This is a genomic window from Neisseria sp. (assembly GCF_030527965.1).
GTDB lineage: Bacteria > Pseudomonadota > Gammaproteobacteria > Burkholderiales > Neisseriaceae > Neisseria.
The window spans coordinates 14817-30052 of the sequence record NZ_JAUMZU010000018.1 but is presented as its reverse complement, the minus strand read 5'-3'; the positions used below and the strand labels follow the sequence as shown (position 1 = coordinate 30052).

The window sequence follows — 15236 nt, the reverse complement described above, 5'->3', positions numbered from 1 at the left end:
AGGCCCAAATACTTTAAATAATGAATAACCCTGCCTGATTTAAACTGAAAAGAGTATACCTTTGAAATTGTCACACATTGGCTGGAACATGGCTGGCTTGGCATTACCACTGCTCATTGCCCTGTTTGCTATTCCTCAATTAATTTCCAGCATTGGCAACGAACGCTTCGGCCTATTGGCGCTGGCATGGGCAATGATGACTTATGCCGGCATTTTGGATTTGGGCATCGGAAGAGCCCTTACCCAGATGGTATCCAAGTTGCGCGGCCAGCAACAAACCGATCAAGTTCCCGTCGTATTGGCCACGGCTTCGCGCATTACCATGATTGCCGGATTAATCGGCAGTGTCGGTATTATTGTCTTCAATTTACTCGGTGGCAGCAGCTTGGTTAAAACCGAGCATATTCCCAACATCGAAATCCGCAATGCCATTTTCCTGTTAGCCATCGTTTTGCCCGCCCAAGCCATGAGTGCCACTTACCGCGGCATGAACGAAGCCTATATGAATTTCAAAGGCATCAGCATATTGAGAGTATTTTTAGGTGCCATCAATTTTGCCGGGCCTTTGGCAATTTCCTACTTCACAAACGACTTGGCGTGGATCATCGCCAGCTTGGTTATCAGCCGCGTCGCTTCCTTGTTCCTATTCCGTTATCTGGCCTTTGCCTGCCTGAAAGAAAACGAACCGGGCTACCAGCCCAACCAATTGGTTTACTCAACCCAAACCGCCAAAACCTTATTCTCTTTCGGCGGTTGGGTAACCGTGAGCAGCATCCTGAGCCCTATGATGGTTCAGCTTGACCGTTTTATGATTGCCGCACTCATTTCCGCTTCTGCGGTAACCATTTATGTCGTGCCTTTCGAATTGGTCGCGCAAAGCCTGATTCTGGTCAGCGCCATCACATCGGTTATCTTTCCTTCCTTATCGCGGCTGATACAAGAGCAGCCCGAAAAATGGCGCAGCTATTTCAATACTTGGCTATTCCGTGTCGGCGGAATGATGTTGCTGGTATCCGCAAGCATGGCTGTTTTGATGCCGTTTGTATTGAAATTCTGGTTGAAAACCAATTTCAACCCAGAATCCGTTTTAGTCGGACAAATTTTATGCGTGGGCGTATTTTTGAATTCTCTGTCCGCATTGTTTTATTCGCAACTTCACGCCCGAGGCAAAGCCTCTATTACGGCAAAATTCCATATGATTGAATTTCCAATCTATTTCGCATTTTTGTATTTTGCCCTAACCAAGTTTGGCATTGCTGGCGCGGCGGTAGCTTGGTCCGCCCGCATGACTTTAGATTTAAGTTTATTAATGTTGGCCTGCCAGAAAACAAAATAATCCAATTTCCATATCCACATCAGATATGATGACCCAAATACTATGAATAATTACCTTATCTGTTCCCTATTCCTGTTTGGCATTTTCCTACCCGCCTCTGTCGGAGGGCAAATCACATCGACTTTCGGGGTGTTTTCGTCTTTTGTCAGCTTAGCCTGTTTGATGGTTTTATTATTTAGGCAAAATAAACTGGATTTAGTGAACTTATTTCTAGGATTGGCGTTTGGTATCGCAATTACCGCTTTTACCTTCTCCTCTCAATATTATTCTTACAAATATGGTACCGGTTTATTGTTCATCACGCTTTTCAGTATGCTATTGATTAACAGCAACGATAACCCGTCAAACCTGAAAAGCTATTTGTCGGTGCTTATTGTTGCCGATATTTATCTGGTTATTCTGTCCTTGGGCATCATTTTTCAAATTCCGGCGATTACTGAAATCATCCGCCAATATTATTCCGCTTTTTATCCCGAGCTGATTCCCAATATGTTGTTTCAGCTTAAGCCTGTCGCAATCTTTGCCACTCACTCCGTGGCAGGTTTTTACGATTTCCTTTTCCTATTGCTTAACCTAATGGCGTTTAAATATACGCACCAAAAAAAATTCTTGTTGGTTACCTTTTTATTTTTAATTTTCCTATTTTTCTTGCAATCTTCAACCTCTCTGACCATGCTGTTATTCTCCTTGGTTGTATTGCAAGTGGAGCTATATCGCTACAATAAACATTTTGCCTATTTAATCTACGGATTGGAGCTACTCGCACTGCTCATTATGTTGCCATTCGCCAATGAGCTAATAGATTCTGTTTTAATGAAAATGTTCTCACACAGAAACGGCTTAGGCGGGCGCTATGCCGACGGCGGTAATCTGGCAAACAATCTGGAATATATTTTAAACAATCCGCTTAGCGGAATCGGCTTTGGCTATACCACAAACTTTATGTACGCCGACTCGGGCTATTTGGAATACTCATTACGCAATTCAATCTTAGGCACCCTTGCCATCATATGGGCCTTTACCAGATTTACCTTCCGAAACATACAAGGAAAATTTGCTTTATTCCTAACGATCGTTTATCTGATTTTCGAGATTGGTTTTTCTAATCTGATTTACCCGAGAATGCTACCGATCACACTCTTTGCAATTTCATTTTTCAATCAATTGCAAAGACTGGATAAAAATAAAAACCAAAATGCCATACCACAGCGTAATCAAATCAGTCTTACAACAAATTAATACCCCCGAGAGATGAACCTTCCATGATAGATATCGTTTTTGTTAACTGGAATGCAGGCAGCCTGTTGCGCGATGCCGTTGTCAGCATTATTAAATACCATTCCGATTTAGTCGCGACCGTTGCGGTTGTCGACAACCACTCCTCCGATAATTCGATTCAACTCGTTGAAGAATTAGGCAACGACTTTCCTTTTGAATTAAAAATTATTAAAAACACCACTAATAACGGTTTTGGAGCAGCATGCAACCAAGGCGCCTCGGTTTGCTCCAGCAAATATATTCTTTTCCTGAATCCAGACGCCCAGCTTTTCGAAAATTCTCTTCGCGTTCCCTATGAATATATGGAAAACCCTGAGCATAAGGATGTCGGCATCTGCGGTATCCAGCTCTTAGAAGAAGACAATCATGTTGCACGTAGCTGCACCCGTTTTCCCTCGTTTACCACCTTTACGGTTAATGCCCTTGGCCTAAACAAACTACCGTTTAAATCCTTCAAATCCATGCACATGCACATGGGCGAATGGGATCACTTGAGCACCCGTGAAGTTGATCAAGTAATCGGCGCCTTTTTCTTTATGCGTCGCGCGATTTTTGACCAGCTTAAAGGCTTCGACGAACGCTTTTTCGTTTATTTTGAAGACTTAGATCTAGCCTACCGCACCAAACAAGCCGGTTATAAAAGTATGTATCTGGCAGATGCACAAGCTTTCCATGCAGGAGGCGGTACTTCCAATCAAGTTAAGGCTACCCGCTTGTTTTATTCCTTGCGCAGCCGCTTGATTTATAGCTTTACCCACATGTCGTTTTTAAAGGCAGCCGGAATTACATTCGTTACCTTATTTTTAGAGCCTTTTTCCCGCTCAGCTTTAGGGCTATTAAAGGGCTCTACCGCCGATGTTAAAAACACATGGATTGGTTACGGCATGCTTTGGAAAGCATTACCGGCTGTCTTGAGAGGCCGTACACGATGAAAATCCTAATGCTTACCAAATACGGGCCCAAAGGCGCTTCCTCTCGTTTGCGTACCATGCAATACATCCCTTGGTTGAAACAAAACGGTATTCATTGTGATGTTTTTCCTCTGATCAGCGATGAAGCATTGACGGCCAAATACCTTAAGCAGTCTTACAGCAATAATGAAGTGCTAAAAATCTATTGGCGCCGCGTTCGTTTGCTGTTAAATGCAAAAAATGAATACGATTTAATTTGGATTGAAAAAGAAGCCCTGCCTTGGACTCCGGCATGGTTTGAAAAATTCTTATTATCCGGCGTACCTTACGTTTTGGATTACGACGATGCGCTTTTCCACAATTACGACATGCACCGTCTGCCGATCGTACGCAAAATATTCGGTCAAAGGCTGGATAAGCTCATGGCATCGGCCAAACTGGTTGTTTGCGGCAACCAATATCTGGCTGACCGAGCCATAAGTGCCGGAGCGAAATGGGTTGAAATCATTCCGACGGTCATTGATATCGACCGCTATTTTACCAACCCGCAAAAAATCAGCACGACGCCAACCATCGTGTGGATTGGTTCTCCCTCTACCGCACAATATGTGAACGACATTGCCAAACCGTTGGCGGAATTGGCCAAGCAAACGCCTTACAAACTGCGCATAATCGGTGCCAAACTGGATATTCCAGATGTCAATGTAGAATGTATCGACTGGACGGAAGATACCGAAGTGCCCCGCGTAGCCGAATGCGATATCGGCATCATGCCTTTGCCAGACACCCCTTGGACCAACGGCAAATGCGGTTATAAGCTTATCCAATATATGGCTTGCGGTTTACCAGTGGTAGGCTCGGATGTCGGCGCTAACAAAAACATTATTGAACCTGATAAAAATGGTTTCTTAGTCAATAACGATACGGCTTGGATAGAAGCATTGAGCACCTTGTTAAAGGATGCTTCTCTGCGCCAGCATTTCGGAGAACGAGGCAGGCAAGATGCCGAAAATTTATTCTGCATCCAAAAAACTGCACCCAAGCTGACCGAATTACTGCGTAAAGCCGCTTCAAATTGAACATCCCTGTTTTCAGACAGGCATTTAAAAAATAATTGCTGATATTAAGAAATATGATGAAAAAATTCCTACTGATTGCCGGCTTTGCCGAATCCGTAACCAATTTTCGATGGGATTTAATCTGTGCCATTCAAGCCAAAGGTTTGGAAGTACACATTGCCGCTCCGGAAATTACTAAAGATGCGCCGACCCGAGATAAATTACAGAGCCACGGATTTATTGTTCACGACGTTCCTATGCAGCGTACCGGCACCAATCCTATTGAAGATTTCAAAACCCTCCTGGCTTTACGCAAACTGATGCAAGAAATTCGCCCTGATTATGCTTTGGCTTACACAATCAAACCGGTTATTTACGGCATGTTGGCTGCAAAATCGGCAGGCGTGCCTCACCGCATCGCGCTGATTACCGGTCTAGGCTATGCATTCCAAGATACGGATAACAGCACGCCCAAAAGCTGGATACGCCAGATTACACGCCGACTCTATAAACAAGCCCTATCTACTACCGAAATTACGTTTTTCCAAAATAACGACGACCAAAAATTATTTGCCGACTTAGGCATTACTTCTCCGTCACAAAACACGGTGGTGGTTAATGGTTCAGGAGTCAATACCCAAAAATTCATCCCTCAGCCATTACCAGAAGGCGATGAAGTACATTTTCTGCTGATCGGCCGACTCTTAAAAGACAAAGGCGTGCGTGAATATGTAGAAGCAGCGCGCCTCATCAAGCAGAAATACCCAAACGCCGTATTCAATATGGTTGGTTTTCTTGACAGCAATCCAAGCTCCGTTACCCAAGCCGAACTGGATCAATGGGTAAATGACGGTACTGTCAAATTCTGGGGAAAGCTAAGCGATGTTCGCCCTGCATTGAACGCCTGCCATGTTTTCGTACTACCGTCTTACCGTGAAGGAACACCACGTACCGTCTTGGAAGCCATGGCCACTGGTCGTGCAATCATTACCACTGACGCTCCCGGATGCCGTCAAACAGTAGACGAAGGCTATAATGGTTTTTTAGTTCCGGTTCAATCTGCGGAAAAATTAGCCAGCACAATGGCTCGTTTTTTGGAAAATCCCGATTTGATTGAAAGCATGCGTCAAGCCTCTCTCGAAACCGTAAAAACCAAATATGATGTAAACATCATCAACGATTTCATGTTGCAAACCATGAAAGTTTGATAAAGAACTTTACCCAACAAAAACATCCAATCATGCCTGTCTGGAACTCCGTTACTTTCAGACAGGCATCTATAAAAAACAGGATAAACATGTCAGACCTTATTAAACGCCTCTTCGATATCATTTGCTCATTCATCGGCCTGCTGGTTCTCTCGCCCGTATTACTGATACTCGCCTATTTCGTGAAAAAAAACCTAGGTTCTCCCGTGTTGTTCCGACAAATCCGGCCCGGTAAAGACGGTGTACCGTTTGAAATGGTTAAGTTTCGCTCGATGCGCGACGCCCTCGACCAAAACGGCAACCCACTACCGGATGAGGAACGATTGACTTCCTTCGGCAGAGCTTTACGCGCCACCAGTCTAGATGAACTACCCGAATTATGGAATGTATTGAAGGGTGAAATGAGTTTGGTCGGCCCGCGCCCTTTACTGATGGAATACTTGGAACACTATGATGACGAGCAACGCCGCCGCAATGACGTTCGTCCCGGCATTACCGGCTGGGCTCAAGTCAACGGTCGAAACGCCCTGTCATGGGAAGAAAAATTCAAACTTGACGTTTGGTACGTAGACAACCGCTCATTCTTGTTGGATTTAAAAATTCTATTTCTAACCGTAAAAAAAGTTTTTATAAAAGAAGGAATTGCCGCAGAAGGTGAAGCTACCATGAATAAATTCACCGGTACGAAAAAGAAAACAGATTGAACAGCGCATTGTCATTCTGAATCACATCGTCAACCGGCATAATGATTATTTGTTTTGTTATAAAAATGTTGCGCCAAGCCCCCGCTATCAGCAACACACCATGTAATATAAAAGGAAATACACATGTTAAACACCTCTCTGGCACCATGGCCTTGCTTCACCCAAGAAGAAGCGGATGCTGTTTCCCGGGTTTTATTATCTAACAAAGTCAATTACTGGACCGGTACCGAATGCCGCGAATTTGAAAAAGAATTTGCACAATGGGCAGGCACAGAATATGCCGTAGCCTTAGGTAACGGCACCTTAGCTTTGGACGTTGCGCTAAAAGCCATGGATATTGGCCCGGGTGATGATGTAATCGTTACATCTCGTACCTTTTTGGCCTCTGCATCAGCCATCGTAACGGCAGGTGCCAACCCCGTATTCGCAGATGTCGATTTGAATAGCCAAAACATTTCCGCCGAAACCATAGAAGCTGCGCTCACTCCTAACACAAAAGCCATTATCGTCGTACATCTTGCCGGCATGCCTGCGGAAATGGATGACATTATGGCCTTGGCAGAAAAACATAAACTTTGGGTAATTGAAGATTGCGCACAAGCACACGGAACACGATATAAAAATAAATCGGCAGGTTCCATCGGCCATGTTGGTGCATGGTCATTTTGCCAAGACAAAATTATGACCACCGGTGGTGAAGGCGGCATGGTAACAACCAACGATAAAGAACTTTGGTCGAAAATGTGGTCTTATAAAGATCACGGAAAAAGTTATGATGCGGTATACAACCGCCAACACCCGCCCGGATTCCGCTGGCTTCACGAAAGTTTCGGAACTAATTGGCGCATGATGGAAATGCAAGCGGCCATTGGTCGAATCCAACTGAAACGCATGGCTGATTGGACCAAAAAACGCCAAGCTAATGCAGCACGATTGGAAGAAGTTTTGAAACAATTCAAATCAATCCGCACAATCGAAGTAGCCGATTATATCGAACATGCTCAATACAAATACTATGCTTTTGTGAAACCAGAAAACCTAGCCGCAGGGTGGACGCGTGATCGCATCGTAAATGAATTAAACGCATTAGGCGTTCCCTGTTATCAAGGAAGCTGCTCGGAAGTTTATTTAGAAAAAGCATTCGACAAAACACCTTGGCGCCCCAAGGAGCGCCTCAAAAATGCAGTTGAATTAGGAGAAACCAGCTTGATGTTCTTGGTTCATCCTACTATTACAGAAGAACAAATCCAATTCTGCTGTAAAAATCTGAATGACATTCTTACTCAAGCAACTGCTTGATTGAGCAAGGTTCACCGCCCGTGGCTACGGGCGGTTCCAGCTTTTTACTTTAACTTGTTTCATGTCGCACACTAGCCAATTACCTAAAATAACTATTCATAATTAAATGTTGTCATTTTTGTTTCAAATAATTAAGCCAAACAAATAATTTCGTCTGAAAGCATAATACAGCTTCGGATTTACCTGCCTCTGGGTAAATCTTACCCTCAACCTAGCATAAGTTACCCAATATCATGAATTTAGCATATTTACTTTCCTTGCCGAGAAGTATAAAAAAAGCATTCTTTGTTATTCACGATACATTAATCATTTTCTTCACTTTTTGGTTCAGCTTAAGTTTAAAAGCAAGCTATTCGCATGAATGGAGCGACATCAGCAACTGGATTACCTTCATTCTCACCGCCAGCTTAACCATTACTTTCTTTGTAAAATTAGGGTTATACCGCGCCGTTACCCGCTTTATGGGCACCAAGGTTATCACAACCGCTGTTTTAGGCAGCTTGCTGTCTACTATCATTATGACAATGTGCTCATCAATTCTACATCAGCAAATCAACTGGCTTCCTTCATTTGTTTACTTCTTAATGATGCTGGTATTGACTTGTGGTTCTCGCTTTGTGCTAAGGGCGATTTTAAATAGCACCAATAATAATATAAAGACCATGGCACCCGTCATCATTTACGGTGCCGGTCAATCCGGCCGCCAATTATTAGAAGCCGTTAAACAGGTTAATGAGTATCATGCAGTCGCCTTTGTTGATGACAATCCATCTTTGCAAAAAAACATTATCAACAACTTGACAGTCCATCAACCCGGCGACATTTCCGAATTGATTGAGCGCTACCAAGTAGAAAAAATCTTACTGGCTATTCCAAGTGCCTCTCAAGAAGAGCGCAAAAAAATCATTCGATCCCTTGAGCCATATCCGTGCGAAGTATTGACCATGCCCGGTATGAAAGAATTGGTAGACGGAAAAATCAGTGTAACTTCCTTGCGCAAAATTTCCGTATTCGATTTGCTCGGCCGAGATCCCGTTGCCCCGAAACCCGATCTGATGAGCGCAGACATCACAAACAAAGTGGTTATGGTTACTGGTGCAGGCGGTTCGATTGGCTCAGAATTATGTCGTCAAATCATTAGAAATAAACCGGCAAAATTAATTTTGTTCGAATTATCCGAGTTCTCTTTATACAGCATTGATAAGGAGCTACGCGAATATAAAGAAGCCAACAAGATTGATATTGAAGTTTTGCCTTTACTTGGTTCCGTACAACATCGCAAACGTCTTTACAACGTTATGACCGCATTCGGCGTACAAACTATTTACCATGCAGCTGCTTACAAACACGTTCCTATGGTTGAATTCAACACATTGGAAGGTGTGCGGAACAATATCTACGGCACCATGTTCTGCGCACAAGCGGCTATTGATGCAAAAGTAGAAACTTTCGTATTGATTTCAACAGACAAGGCTGTTCGACCTACCAATACGATGGGCGCTTCTAAACGTATGTCGGAATTGGTTTTGCAGGCTTTGGCCGCAGAAAACAACCACAACACTCGGTTTTGCATGGTGAGATTTGGTAATGTTCTTGGCTCTTCCGGCTCTGTCGTTCCTGTATTTGAAAAGCAAATTGCCGCCGGCGGCCCTGTAACCTTAACCCACCAAGACATTACCCGCTACTTTATGACCATTCCTGAAGCCGCCCAACTGGTTATCCAGGCCGGCGCGATGGGCAAAGGTGGGGACGTATTCGTTTTAGATATGGGAGAATCTGTAAAAATTATCGATTTGGCACGCCAAATGATTCGTTTAAGCGGCTTAGAAGTCAAAGATGCCAACCATCCGTCAGGTGATATTGAAATAAAAATCACAGGCCTACGCCCCGGAGAAAAACTTTACGAAGAACTTTTAATCGGGGATGCGGTCGAAAAAACCACTCACCCTCGCATTATGACCGCTAATGAGATAATGCTACCCTGGGAAAAGCTTTCTGATATATTGCAAAAAATGGACGAGGCTTGTTCGCAAGGCAATCAATTGGTTGTACGCCAATTATTGCTTGACGCGCCGACAGGCTTCAAACCTAAAGATGATATTTGCGATCTTGTTTGGGTTGCAAAACAACTCGGTAGCAATGTCTGAATAAGAGCTATGTAGCATACACTCAATTCAAAAATAAAATACTAAACATATTATAAAATTGGTTACCGTTTTACCTTAAACGGGCTTACTTAAGTAAGGAAATTAAACAAACATGAAAAAACTGACTTTTATCAGCTTATCAGTCATATTGATGGCTTCAGGTTGTACGGTTATTCCCGGTTCGGGTTTATCTACCAAACATAAAACCATCGTACATCATGAAAATGACGTTGCCGACGGCGCCGCACAATTAGATAGCAGGGTAAATATCTATCCCATTACGCTTAATTTACTGCAAAGTATTGAGCTGCCGCCTAAAGTTAATCGCTCAAATAGAGAGTTAGCCTCTAAGAAAACTAACTACCGCTATGCTTTGGGTAAAGGTGACATTCTTAATATTCGTGTTTGGTACCATCCTGACTTGAATACACCGGCCAGTATCAATACGCCTTCTCCAAATTCAGGCGTTACCAATATTGCACAAAACCAGCAAGCTAATAATGGCATTTGGGTAAACGATAACGGTCGTATTTTCTTCCCCCTGGTCGGTGAAGTACTGGTTGCCGGCAAAACCATTAACCAAGTTCAATCCGAACTAGCTTCTCGATTAAAAAGATATATTAAAAACCCTCAAGTCGAAGTCAATATTGCCGAATTCCGCTCTCAAAAAGTAAGTGTTTCTGGAGCCGTTCGCCAAGCAGGGCAATTACCTATTACGAACGTGCCGATGACTTTATTGGATGCCATTGATTTGGCTGGCGGCATTACCGATCAGGCGGATCCGCAGCATGTCAAATGGACACATAAAGGCATAGACAACACGGTTTCCGTTGAAGATTTACGTGCCAACGGCGACGAAACGCAGAATCATTTATTGAGCGATGGCGATATTGTCTATGTGCCGTCAAATGAAAATAGCAAAGTTTTTGTGATGGGCGAAGTAACACGACAAAGCTCTTTGCGGATGACACCTAAAGGCATGACGCTAACCGAAGCTATCGGCGAAGCAGGAGGTATGGATCAAATTCATGCCAACGCAAGCGGTGTGTTCGTAATTCGTAACGTACCTTCCGATGTGGAAAAACCGATACACGTTTATCAGCTGAATCTTAAAGATGCTACCGCCTATGCTTTGGGTAACCGATTCAAGTTGCAATCTAACGATGTAGTCTACATCACCGCCGCACCGATTACTCGTTGGGATCGTGTTGTTGCACAAGCTGTCGGTGCGGCAAACACCATTGCAGCTGTTAATAACTCGTTCTAAATTTAAGACCATGAGTTATGAAAAGATATTGATTGTGTGCACCGGCAATATCTGCCGCTCTCCAACAGCGGAGTACGTATTAAAGCAATTATTGCCGGACTTATTCATTGTTTCAGCAGGCATCAATGTAACGCCGGATCGTCCGGCAGAACCAGAAGCGATTCTATCGGCTCGTAAAAACGGCATTGACATAACTCCGCACATTGCACGCCAATTAACACCGCAAATGTGTGAATTTGCAGACTTGATTTTAGTAATGGAAGAATCTCATGTTGATGATATTGCTTTAATCAGCCCGCAGTCCCGCAGTAAAACAATGTTGCTAGGCCAATGGATAAGCCCTTTATTTATCAGAGATCCTTATAAAAAAAGCCAAGATACGTTTGATCAGATATACAAACAAATTGAAAAGGCCTGCCAAGCCTGGGCTGAAAAACTTCGGCATTAGCTTATTTTTTAGCCTACCTGGCACACTCAATATCCCCAAAATGCTTATCTACTCGAAAGACAACTTGCTTAAACTTTTAGAGAACAAATAAATGACAAATAAATCCACCCAAACATTTGAAAGTTCTATCGATTTACGACAGTTAATGACAATTCTTTATCGTCATAAGTTACCTATTGGAACGGCCGTCGCAGCGGGCTTTATCATCGGCGGCTTGTATAGCATGTCTGCCGAACCTGTATATCGTGCCGATGCTCTCTTGGCAGTAGAAGCTCAAAATAACCAAATTTTGCCGCAATTGAATAATGCCAACGTTCCTCAACGCAGCGGCATTAACGGTACTGGTTCCGATGCTGAAATCGACTTAATTAAGTCGCGCTCCGTTATCGGGCAAACTGTAGACAACCTCCAACTCGATTTGGAGATTCAGCCGATGTACACCCCCATCATCGGTGCCACACTTGCCAAATTTAATAGCTCCGGCCAGCCTCAACTCAAAATTGAGAGAATGACTGTTCCTGAAGACTTTGAAAATAAAAAATTCACATTGGATGTCAAAAGCCCGAGTGCTTATACTTTGACAACGCCTGACGGTGATAATTTAGAAGGCAAAGTTGGTAAACCATTAAAAATCGGTACCGGCGAATTGGTTGTTAACCAATTGGTTGCTGATGCTGGACAATCTTTCTCGATTACCAAACTTTCCCGTTTGCGTGCCATCAATTCGGTTAACGACAATCTGTCTGCCAATACCCAAAGCGAGGCGGGGTCACTGATTACCTTAAGCTATAACGGTTCGGACCGGAAACAGATTGAAATGGTTCTCAACCATATCATTGACAATTATGTCAGCCAAAATAAAAACCGCGATGTTCAGATGGCAACCAGCGGTTTGGCTTTCATCAGCGAAGAATTACCGCGGTTAAAACAATCGCTGCAAGAAGCTGAAACCAAGTTGAATCAATATCGAACCCACACCGGCTCGGTAGACATTCCCTCCGAAGCCCAAGGCGCTTTGCGCAGCCTGACCGATATCGAGACTCAGATTACCACCTTACGTGCCGAAGAAGCAGGCATGTCGGAGCTGTACACACCGGAACATCCGACTTACAAATCGGTTCGCGACCGCTTGAAAGTTTTAGAAACCGCCAAAGAGAGAATTAACCGTCAGATTTCAACCTTGCCTCAAACAGAGCAAGAAGTTATCCGTTTGAACCGTGATGTCGAAATCAATCAGGCCACTTATGTTCAACTGCTGAACCGTCAACAAGAGTTGAATATTCTGAAAGCCAGCTCGCAAGGTAATATCCGCGTTATCGACTCGGCTGCCGCAGAAGAAAAACCCTTCAAGCCGCGCCGCGCCATGATTACTTTATTGTCTGCGGTTGCTGCCGGTTTACTGGCCTCCTCCTTGTTTGTACTGCGTGCCATTGCTCGCCCGACCATCAAAGTTTCCGACGATATCCGTGCGATGGGCTACAATCTGATTGCGACCATTCCGGTTTCCAATACCCAATTGAAGGCAGACAAACGCTATACTCGTTTGAGCACCAGCAAAAGCAAACGCCCGCAATACCTTCTGGCCAATATCCATACCAACGATGTTGCCGTTGAAACCATCCGTGCCTTGCGAACCAACCTTCATTTCGCAACCATCAACAATAAGAGCAGCATGATTATGATTGCCGGTACTACGCCCGACGTCGGTAAATCTTTCGTGTCATCCAATCTGGCCGCCGTTACTGCTCAAGCCGGTTCGCGCGTTTTACTGGTTGATGCCGACTTGCGCCGCGGCATGCTGCATCATTCGTTCGGCCTGTCTGAAGAAAACGGCTTGGCCGAAATTCTTGATGGTTCGTTGAGCTTGGACAGCTGCATCAAGAAAACCGATGTTCCGGGTTTGGACTTTATTTCACGCGGCCATTCACCGCAAAGCCCGTCTGAAATGCTAATGAGTGATAAATTTAAAGAATTCATCACCATGGCAAAAGATAAATACGATTACGTTATCATTGATACGCCGCCTGTGTTGGCCGTAACCGACAGCTCTGTCATTGGCCGTATTGCAGACCTCAACCTGTTGATTGCCCGTTACAGAAAAACTTCTCACGACGAGCTTGAAGACAGTATGACTCGTCTGAACAATGCCGGTATCAAAGTAGAAGGCATTATTTTCAACGGTGTGGAACGCACTGCTCGAAACTACTACCAGTATCAAGCCTACACTGGTAAATAATCAAACGGTAATGCCTGTCTGAATATTCAGACAGGCATTTATGTTTAAAGCCTACTTCAAAACTCATCAAGCGGCCGGATTAAGCCACTGAAAACTTCACGTCTATATAGCCGTGCAACACAAAACACTGCCAGAAATATGTCATTCATAAACCTTTTCAGACAGGCATTTCTCATCTTAATGCCTGCCTGAACACCCTCAAAGGAGTACCGCTATGAACCTCTGGCAACAATACCAAAGCAACAAAACGCAAAAACAAGGCATCTATTTTCCCCGCGAAGGAGCGGAAGACTTAGGCGTAAGCGAAGGCGCACTAATGGCCGAAGCACCCGATACCGTTTACCTCGGCGGGAAAGCCAACGTGCGCGATGTCGTGTTAAAACTCAACACACTAGGGCTGGTGCAATGCGTTGTACGCAACAGCGTATGCGTGCATGAAAAAAAAGGCATTTACGAAAATGTCAGCATGGCGCCCACCTCAGGCATTGCACTCAACATCGGCGGCATTGATTTACGCATTTTCCCCGCCCGCTGGCACCACATACTCGCCGTTACCACGCAAGACAAAGACAAAATAAGCCGTTCCGTTCAGTTTTACGACGAATTCGGCGTTTGCATACAAAAAGTATTCCTGCGAGAAGACGGCAAAGAAACCGAATGGCACGCCTTGATTGATGCCTTCCGCACAGAAGGCAAGCCGGAATTCCAAACCGGCGAACTGCCGCCCGTTATTGCAACCCCTGCCCTTTCTCCTGAAAAAGAAATCTCTTTCCAAGAACGTTGGCAAGAACTGAAAGACGTCCATCATTTCAGCGGCTTGCTCGAAACATTCGACATCGACCGACAAACCGCCTATCGGCATGCACCCGCAGGCTCCACCCGCCAGCTAAGCCATGAAGCATGGCAACAAGCATTGGAAGCCGCCTGCGAGCACAATATCGAAATTATGATTTTTGTCGGAAACCGAGGCATCGTTCAAATCCAAACCGGCTTGCTTCACAATATCGTGCGTGCACGCGGCTATCTTAATGTGCTCGACGGTAAAGAAGAAGGCTTCAGCATGCATCTGAATGATGAAGGTATCGTAGAAACTTGGGTGGTGCGCCGACCGATACGCGATGGTTTCGTTACCTGCCTGGAAGGCTTCGACAGCCGCCGCAAAACAGTCATTCAGATTTTCGGCAAACGGCAGGAAGGCGAACCGGAATTGGCGGCATGGCGCGAAATCACCGACAATCTGTTACAATCCGGCAAAATCATGAAAAACGAATAGGCCGCATTCTAATGCCTGTCTGAAAAACAAGTGGGAAAACGCAACCTTTTAACAAAATCGAAAATTTAAAG

The 15236-nt window shown here is 44.4% G+C and carries 12 protein-coding genes; all 12 read left to right on the top strand.

What is annotated here, in order from left to right; all coding sequences use genetic code 11:
• The first annotated feature begins 61 nt into the window (after nucleotides 1-61).
• Nucleotides 62-1336, top strand: coding sequence for a flippase (locus Q4A84_RS08880; RefSeq protein ID WP_303088570.1), 1275 nt, complete (start codon nucleotides 62-64; stop codon nucleotides 1334-1336).
• Between the two features lie 42 nt (nucleotides 1337-1378).
• Nucleotides 1379-2575 (top strand): hypothetical protein, encoded by a 1197-nt coding sequence (locus tag Q4A84_RS08875; RefSeq protein WP_303088569.1) that lies wholly within the window; start codon nucleotides 1379-1381, stop codon nucleotides 2573-2575.
• Nucleotides 2576-2598: 23 nt separating this feature from the next.
• Entirely contained in the window at nucleotides 2599-3546 is a 948-nt protein-coding gene (locus Q4A84_RS08870; protein WP_303088568.1) for a glycosyltransferase family 2 protein, read from the top strand.
• Nucleotides 3543-4604, top strand: coding sequence for a glycosyltransferase family 4 protein (locus Q4A84_RS08865; protein ID WP_303088567.1), 1062 nt, complete (start codon nucleotides 3543-3545; stop codon nucleotides 4602-4604). The genes Q4A84_RS08870 and Q4A84_RS08865 overlap by 4 nt, the downstream gene beginning before the upstream one ends.
• Before the next feature lie 53 nt (nucleotides 4605-4657).
• Complete coding sequence (locus tag Q4A84_RS08860; protein ID WP_303088566.1) at nucleotides 4658-5791, top strand: glycosyltransferase family 4 protein; 1134 nt, start codon at nucleotides 4658-4660, stop codon at nucleotides 5789-5791.
• 89 nt (nucleotides 5792-5880) lie between these two features.
• The gene (locus Q4A84_RS08855; RefSeq protein ID WP_303088565.1) at nucleotides 5881-6495 is read left to right on the top strand and encodes a sugar transferase; all 615 of its coding nucleotides are present in this window, start codon (nucleotides 5881-5883) and stop codon (nucleotides 6493-6495) included.
• 123 nt (nucleotides 6496-6618) lie between these two features.
• Nucleotides 6619-7794, top strand: coding sequence for a DegT/DnrJ/EryC1/StrS aminotransferase family protein (locus tag Q4A84_RS08850; RefSeq protein WP_303088564.1), 1176 nt, complete (start codon nucleotides 6619-6621; stop codon nucleotides 7792-7794).
• A 233-nt stretch (nucleotides 7795-8027) separates the two neighbouring features.
• On the top strand, nucleotides 8028-9941 hold the full coding sequence (locus Q4A84_RS08845; RefSeq protein ID WP_303088563.1) for a nucleoside-diphosphate sugar epimerase/dehydratase: 1914 nt from the start codon (nucleotides 8028-8030) through the stop codon (nucleotides 9939-9941).
• Nucleotides 9942-10053: 112 nt separating this feature from the next.
• Nucleotides 10054-11208, top strand: coding sequence for a polysaccharide export protein (locus Q4A84_RS08840; protein WP_303088562.1), 1155 nt, complete (start codon nucleotides 10054-10056; stop codon nucleotides 11206-11208).
• A gap of 10 nt (nucleotides 11209-11218) precedes the next feature.
• Entirely contained in the window at nucleotides 11219-11656 is a 438-nt protein-coding gene (locus tag Q4A84_RS08835) for a low molecular weight protein-tyrosine-phosphatase (protein ID WP_303088561.1), read from the top strand.
• 91 nt (nucleotides 11657-11747) lie between these two features.
• The gene (locus tag Q4A84_RS08830; protein ID WP_303088560.1) at nucleotides 11748-13892 is read left to right on the top strand and encodes a polysaccharide biosynthesis tyrosine autokinase; all 2145 of its coding nucleotides are present in this window, start codon (nucleotides 11748-11750) and stop codon (nucleotides 13890-13892) included.
• Nucleotides 13893-14106: 214 nt separating this feature from the next.
• Nucleotides 14107-15165, top strand: coding sequence for a ChuX/HutX family heme-like substrate-binding protein (locus tag Q4A84_RS08825; protein ID WP_303088559.1), 1059 nt, complete (start codon nucleotides 14107-14109; stop codon nucleotides 15163-15165).
• Nucleotides 15166-15236 lie beyond the last annotated feature (71 nt).

Coding starts and splice junctions, on each gene's coding strand:
- Q4A84_RS08875 (WP_303088569.1), top strand. CDS start 1,379: ATGAATAATTACCTTATCTGTTCCCTATTCCTGTTTGGCATTTTCCTA.
- Q4A84_RS08870 (WP_303088568.1), top strand. CDS start 2,599: ATGATAGATATCGTTTTTGTTAACTGGAATGCAGGCAGCCTGTTGCGC.
- Q4A84_RS08865 (WP_303088567.1), top strand. CDS start 3,543: ATGAAAATCCTAATGCTTACCAAATACGGGCCCAAAGGCGCTTCCTCT.
- Q4A84_RS08860 (WP_303088566.1), top strand. CDS start 4,658: ATGATGAAAAAATTCCTACTGATTGCCGGCTTTGCCGAATCCGTAACC.
- Q4A84_RS08855 (WP_303088565.1), top strand. CDS start 5,881: ATGTCAGACCTTATTAAACGCCTCTTCGATATCATTTGCTCATTCATC.
- Q4A84_RS08850 (WP_303088564.1), top strand. CDS start 6,619: ATGTTAAACACCTCTCTGGCACCATGGCCTTGCTTCACCCAAGAAGAA.
- Q4A84_RS08845 (WP_303088563.1), top strand. CDS start 8,028: ATGAATTTAGCATATTTACTTTCCTTGCCGAGAAGTATAAAAAAAGCA.
- Q4A84_RS08840 (WP_303088562.1), top strand. CDS start 10,054: ATGAAAAAACTGACTTTTATCAGCTTATCAGTCATATTGATGGCTTCA.
- Q4A84_RS08835 (WP_303088561.1), top strand. CDS start 11,219: ATGAGTTATGAAAAGATATTGATTGTGTGCACCGGCAATATCTGCCGC.
- Q4A84_RS08830 (WP_303088560.1), top strand. CDS start 11,748: ATGACAAATAAATCCACCCAAACATTTGAAAGTTCTATCGATTTACGA.
- Q4A84_RS08825 (WP_303088559.1), top strand. CDS start 14,107: ATGAACCTCTGGCAACAATACCAAAGCAACAAAACGCAAAAACAAGGC.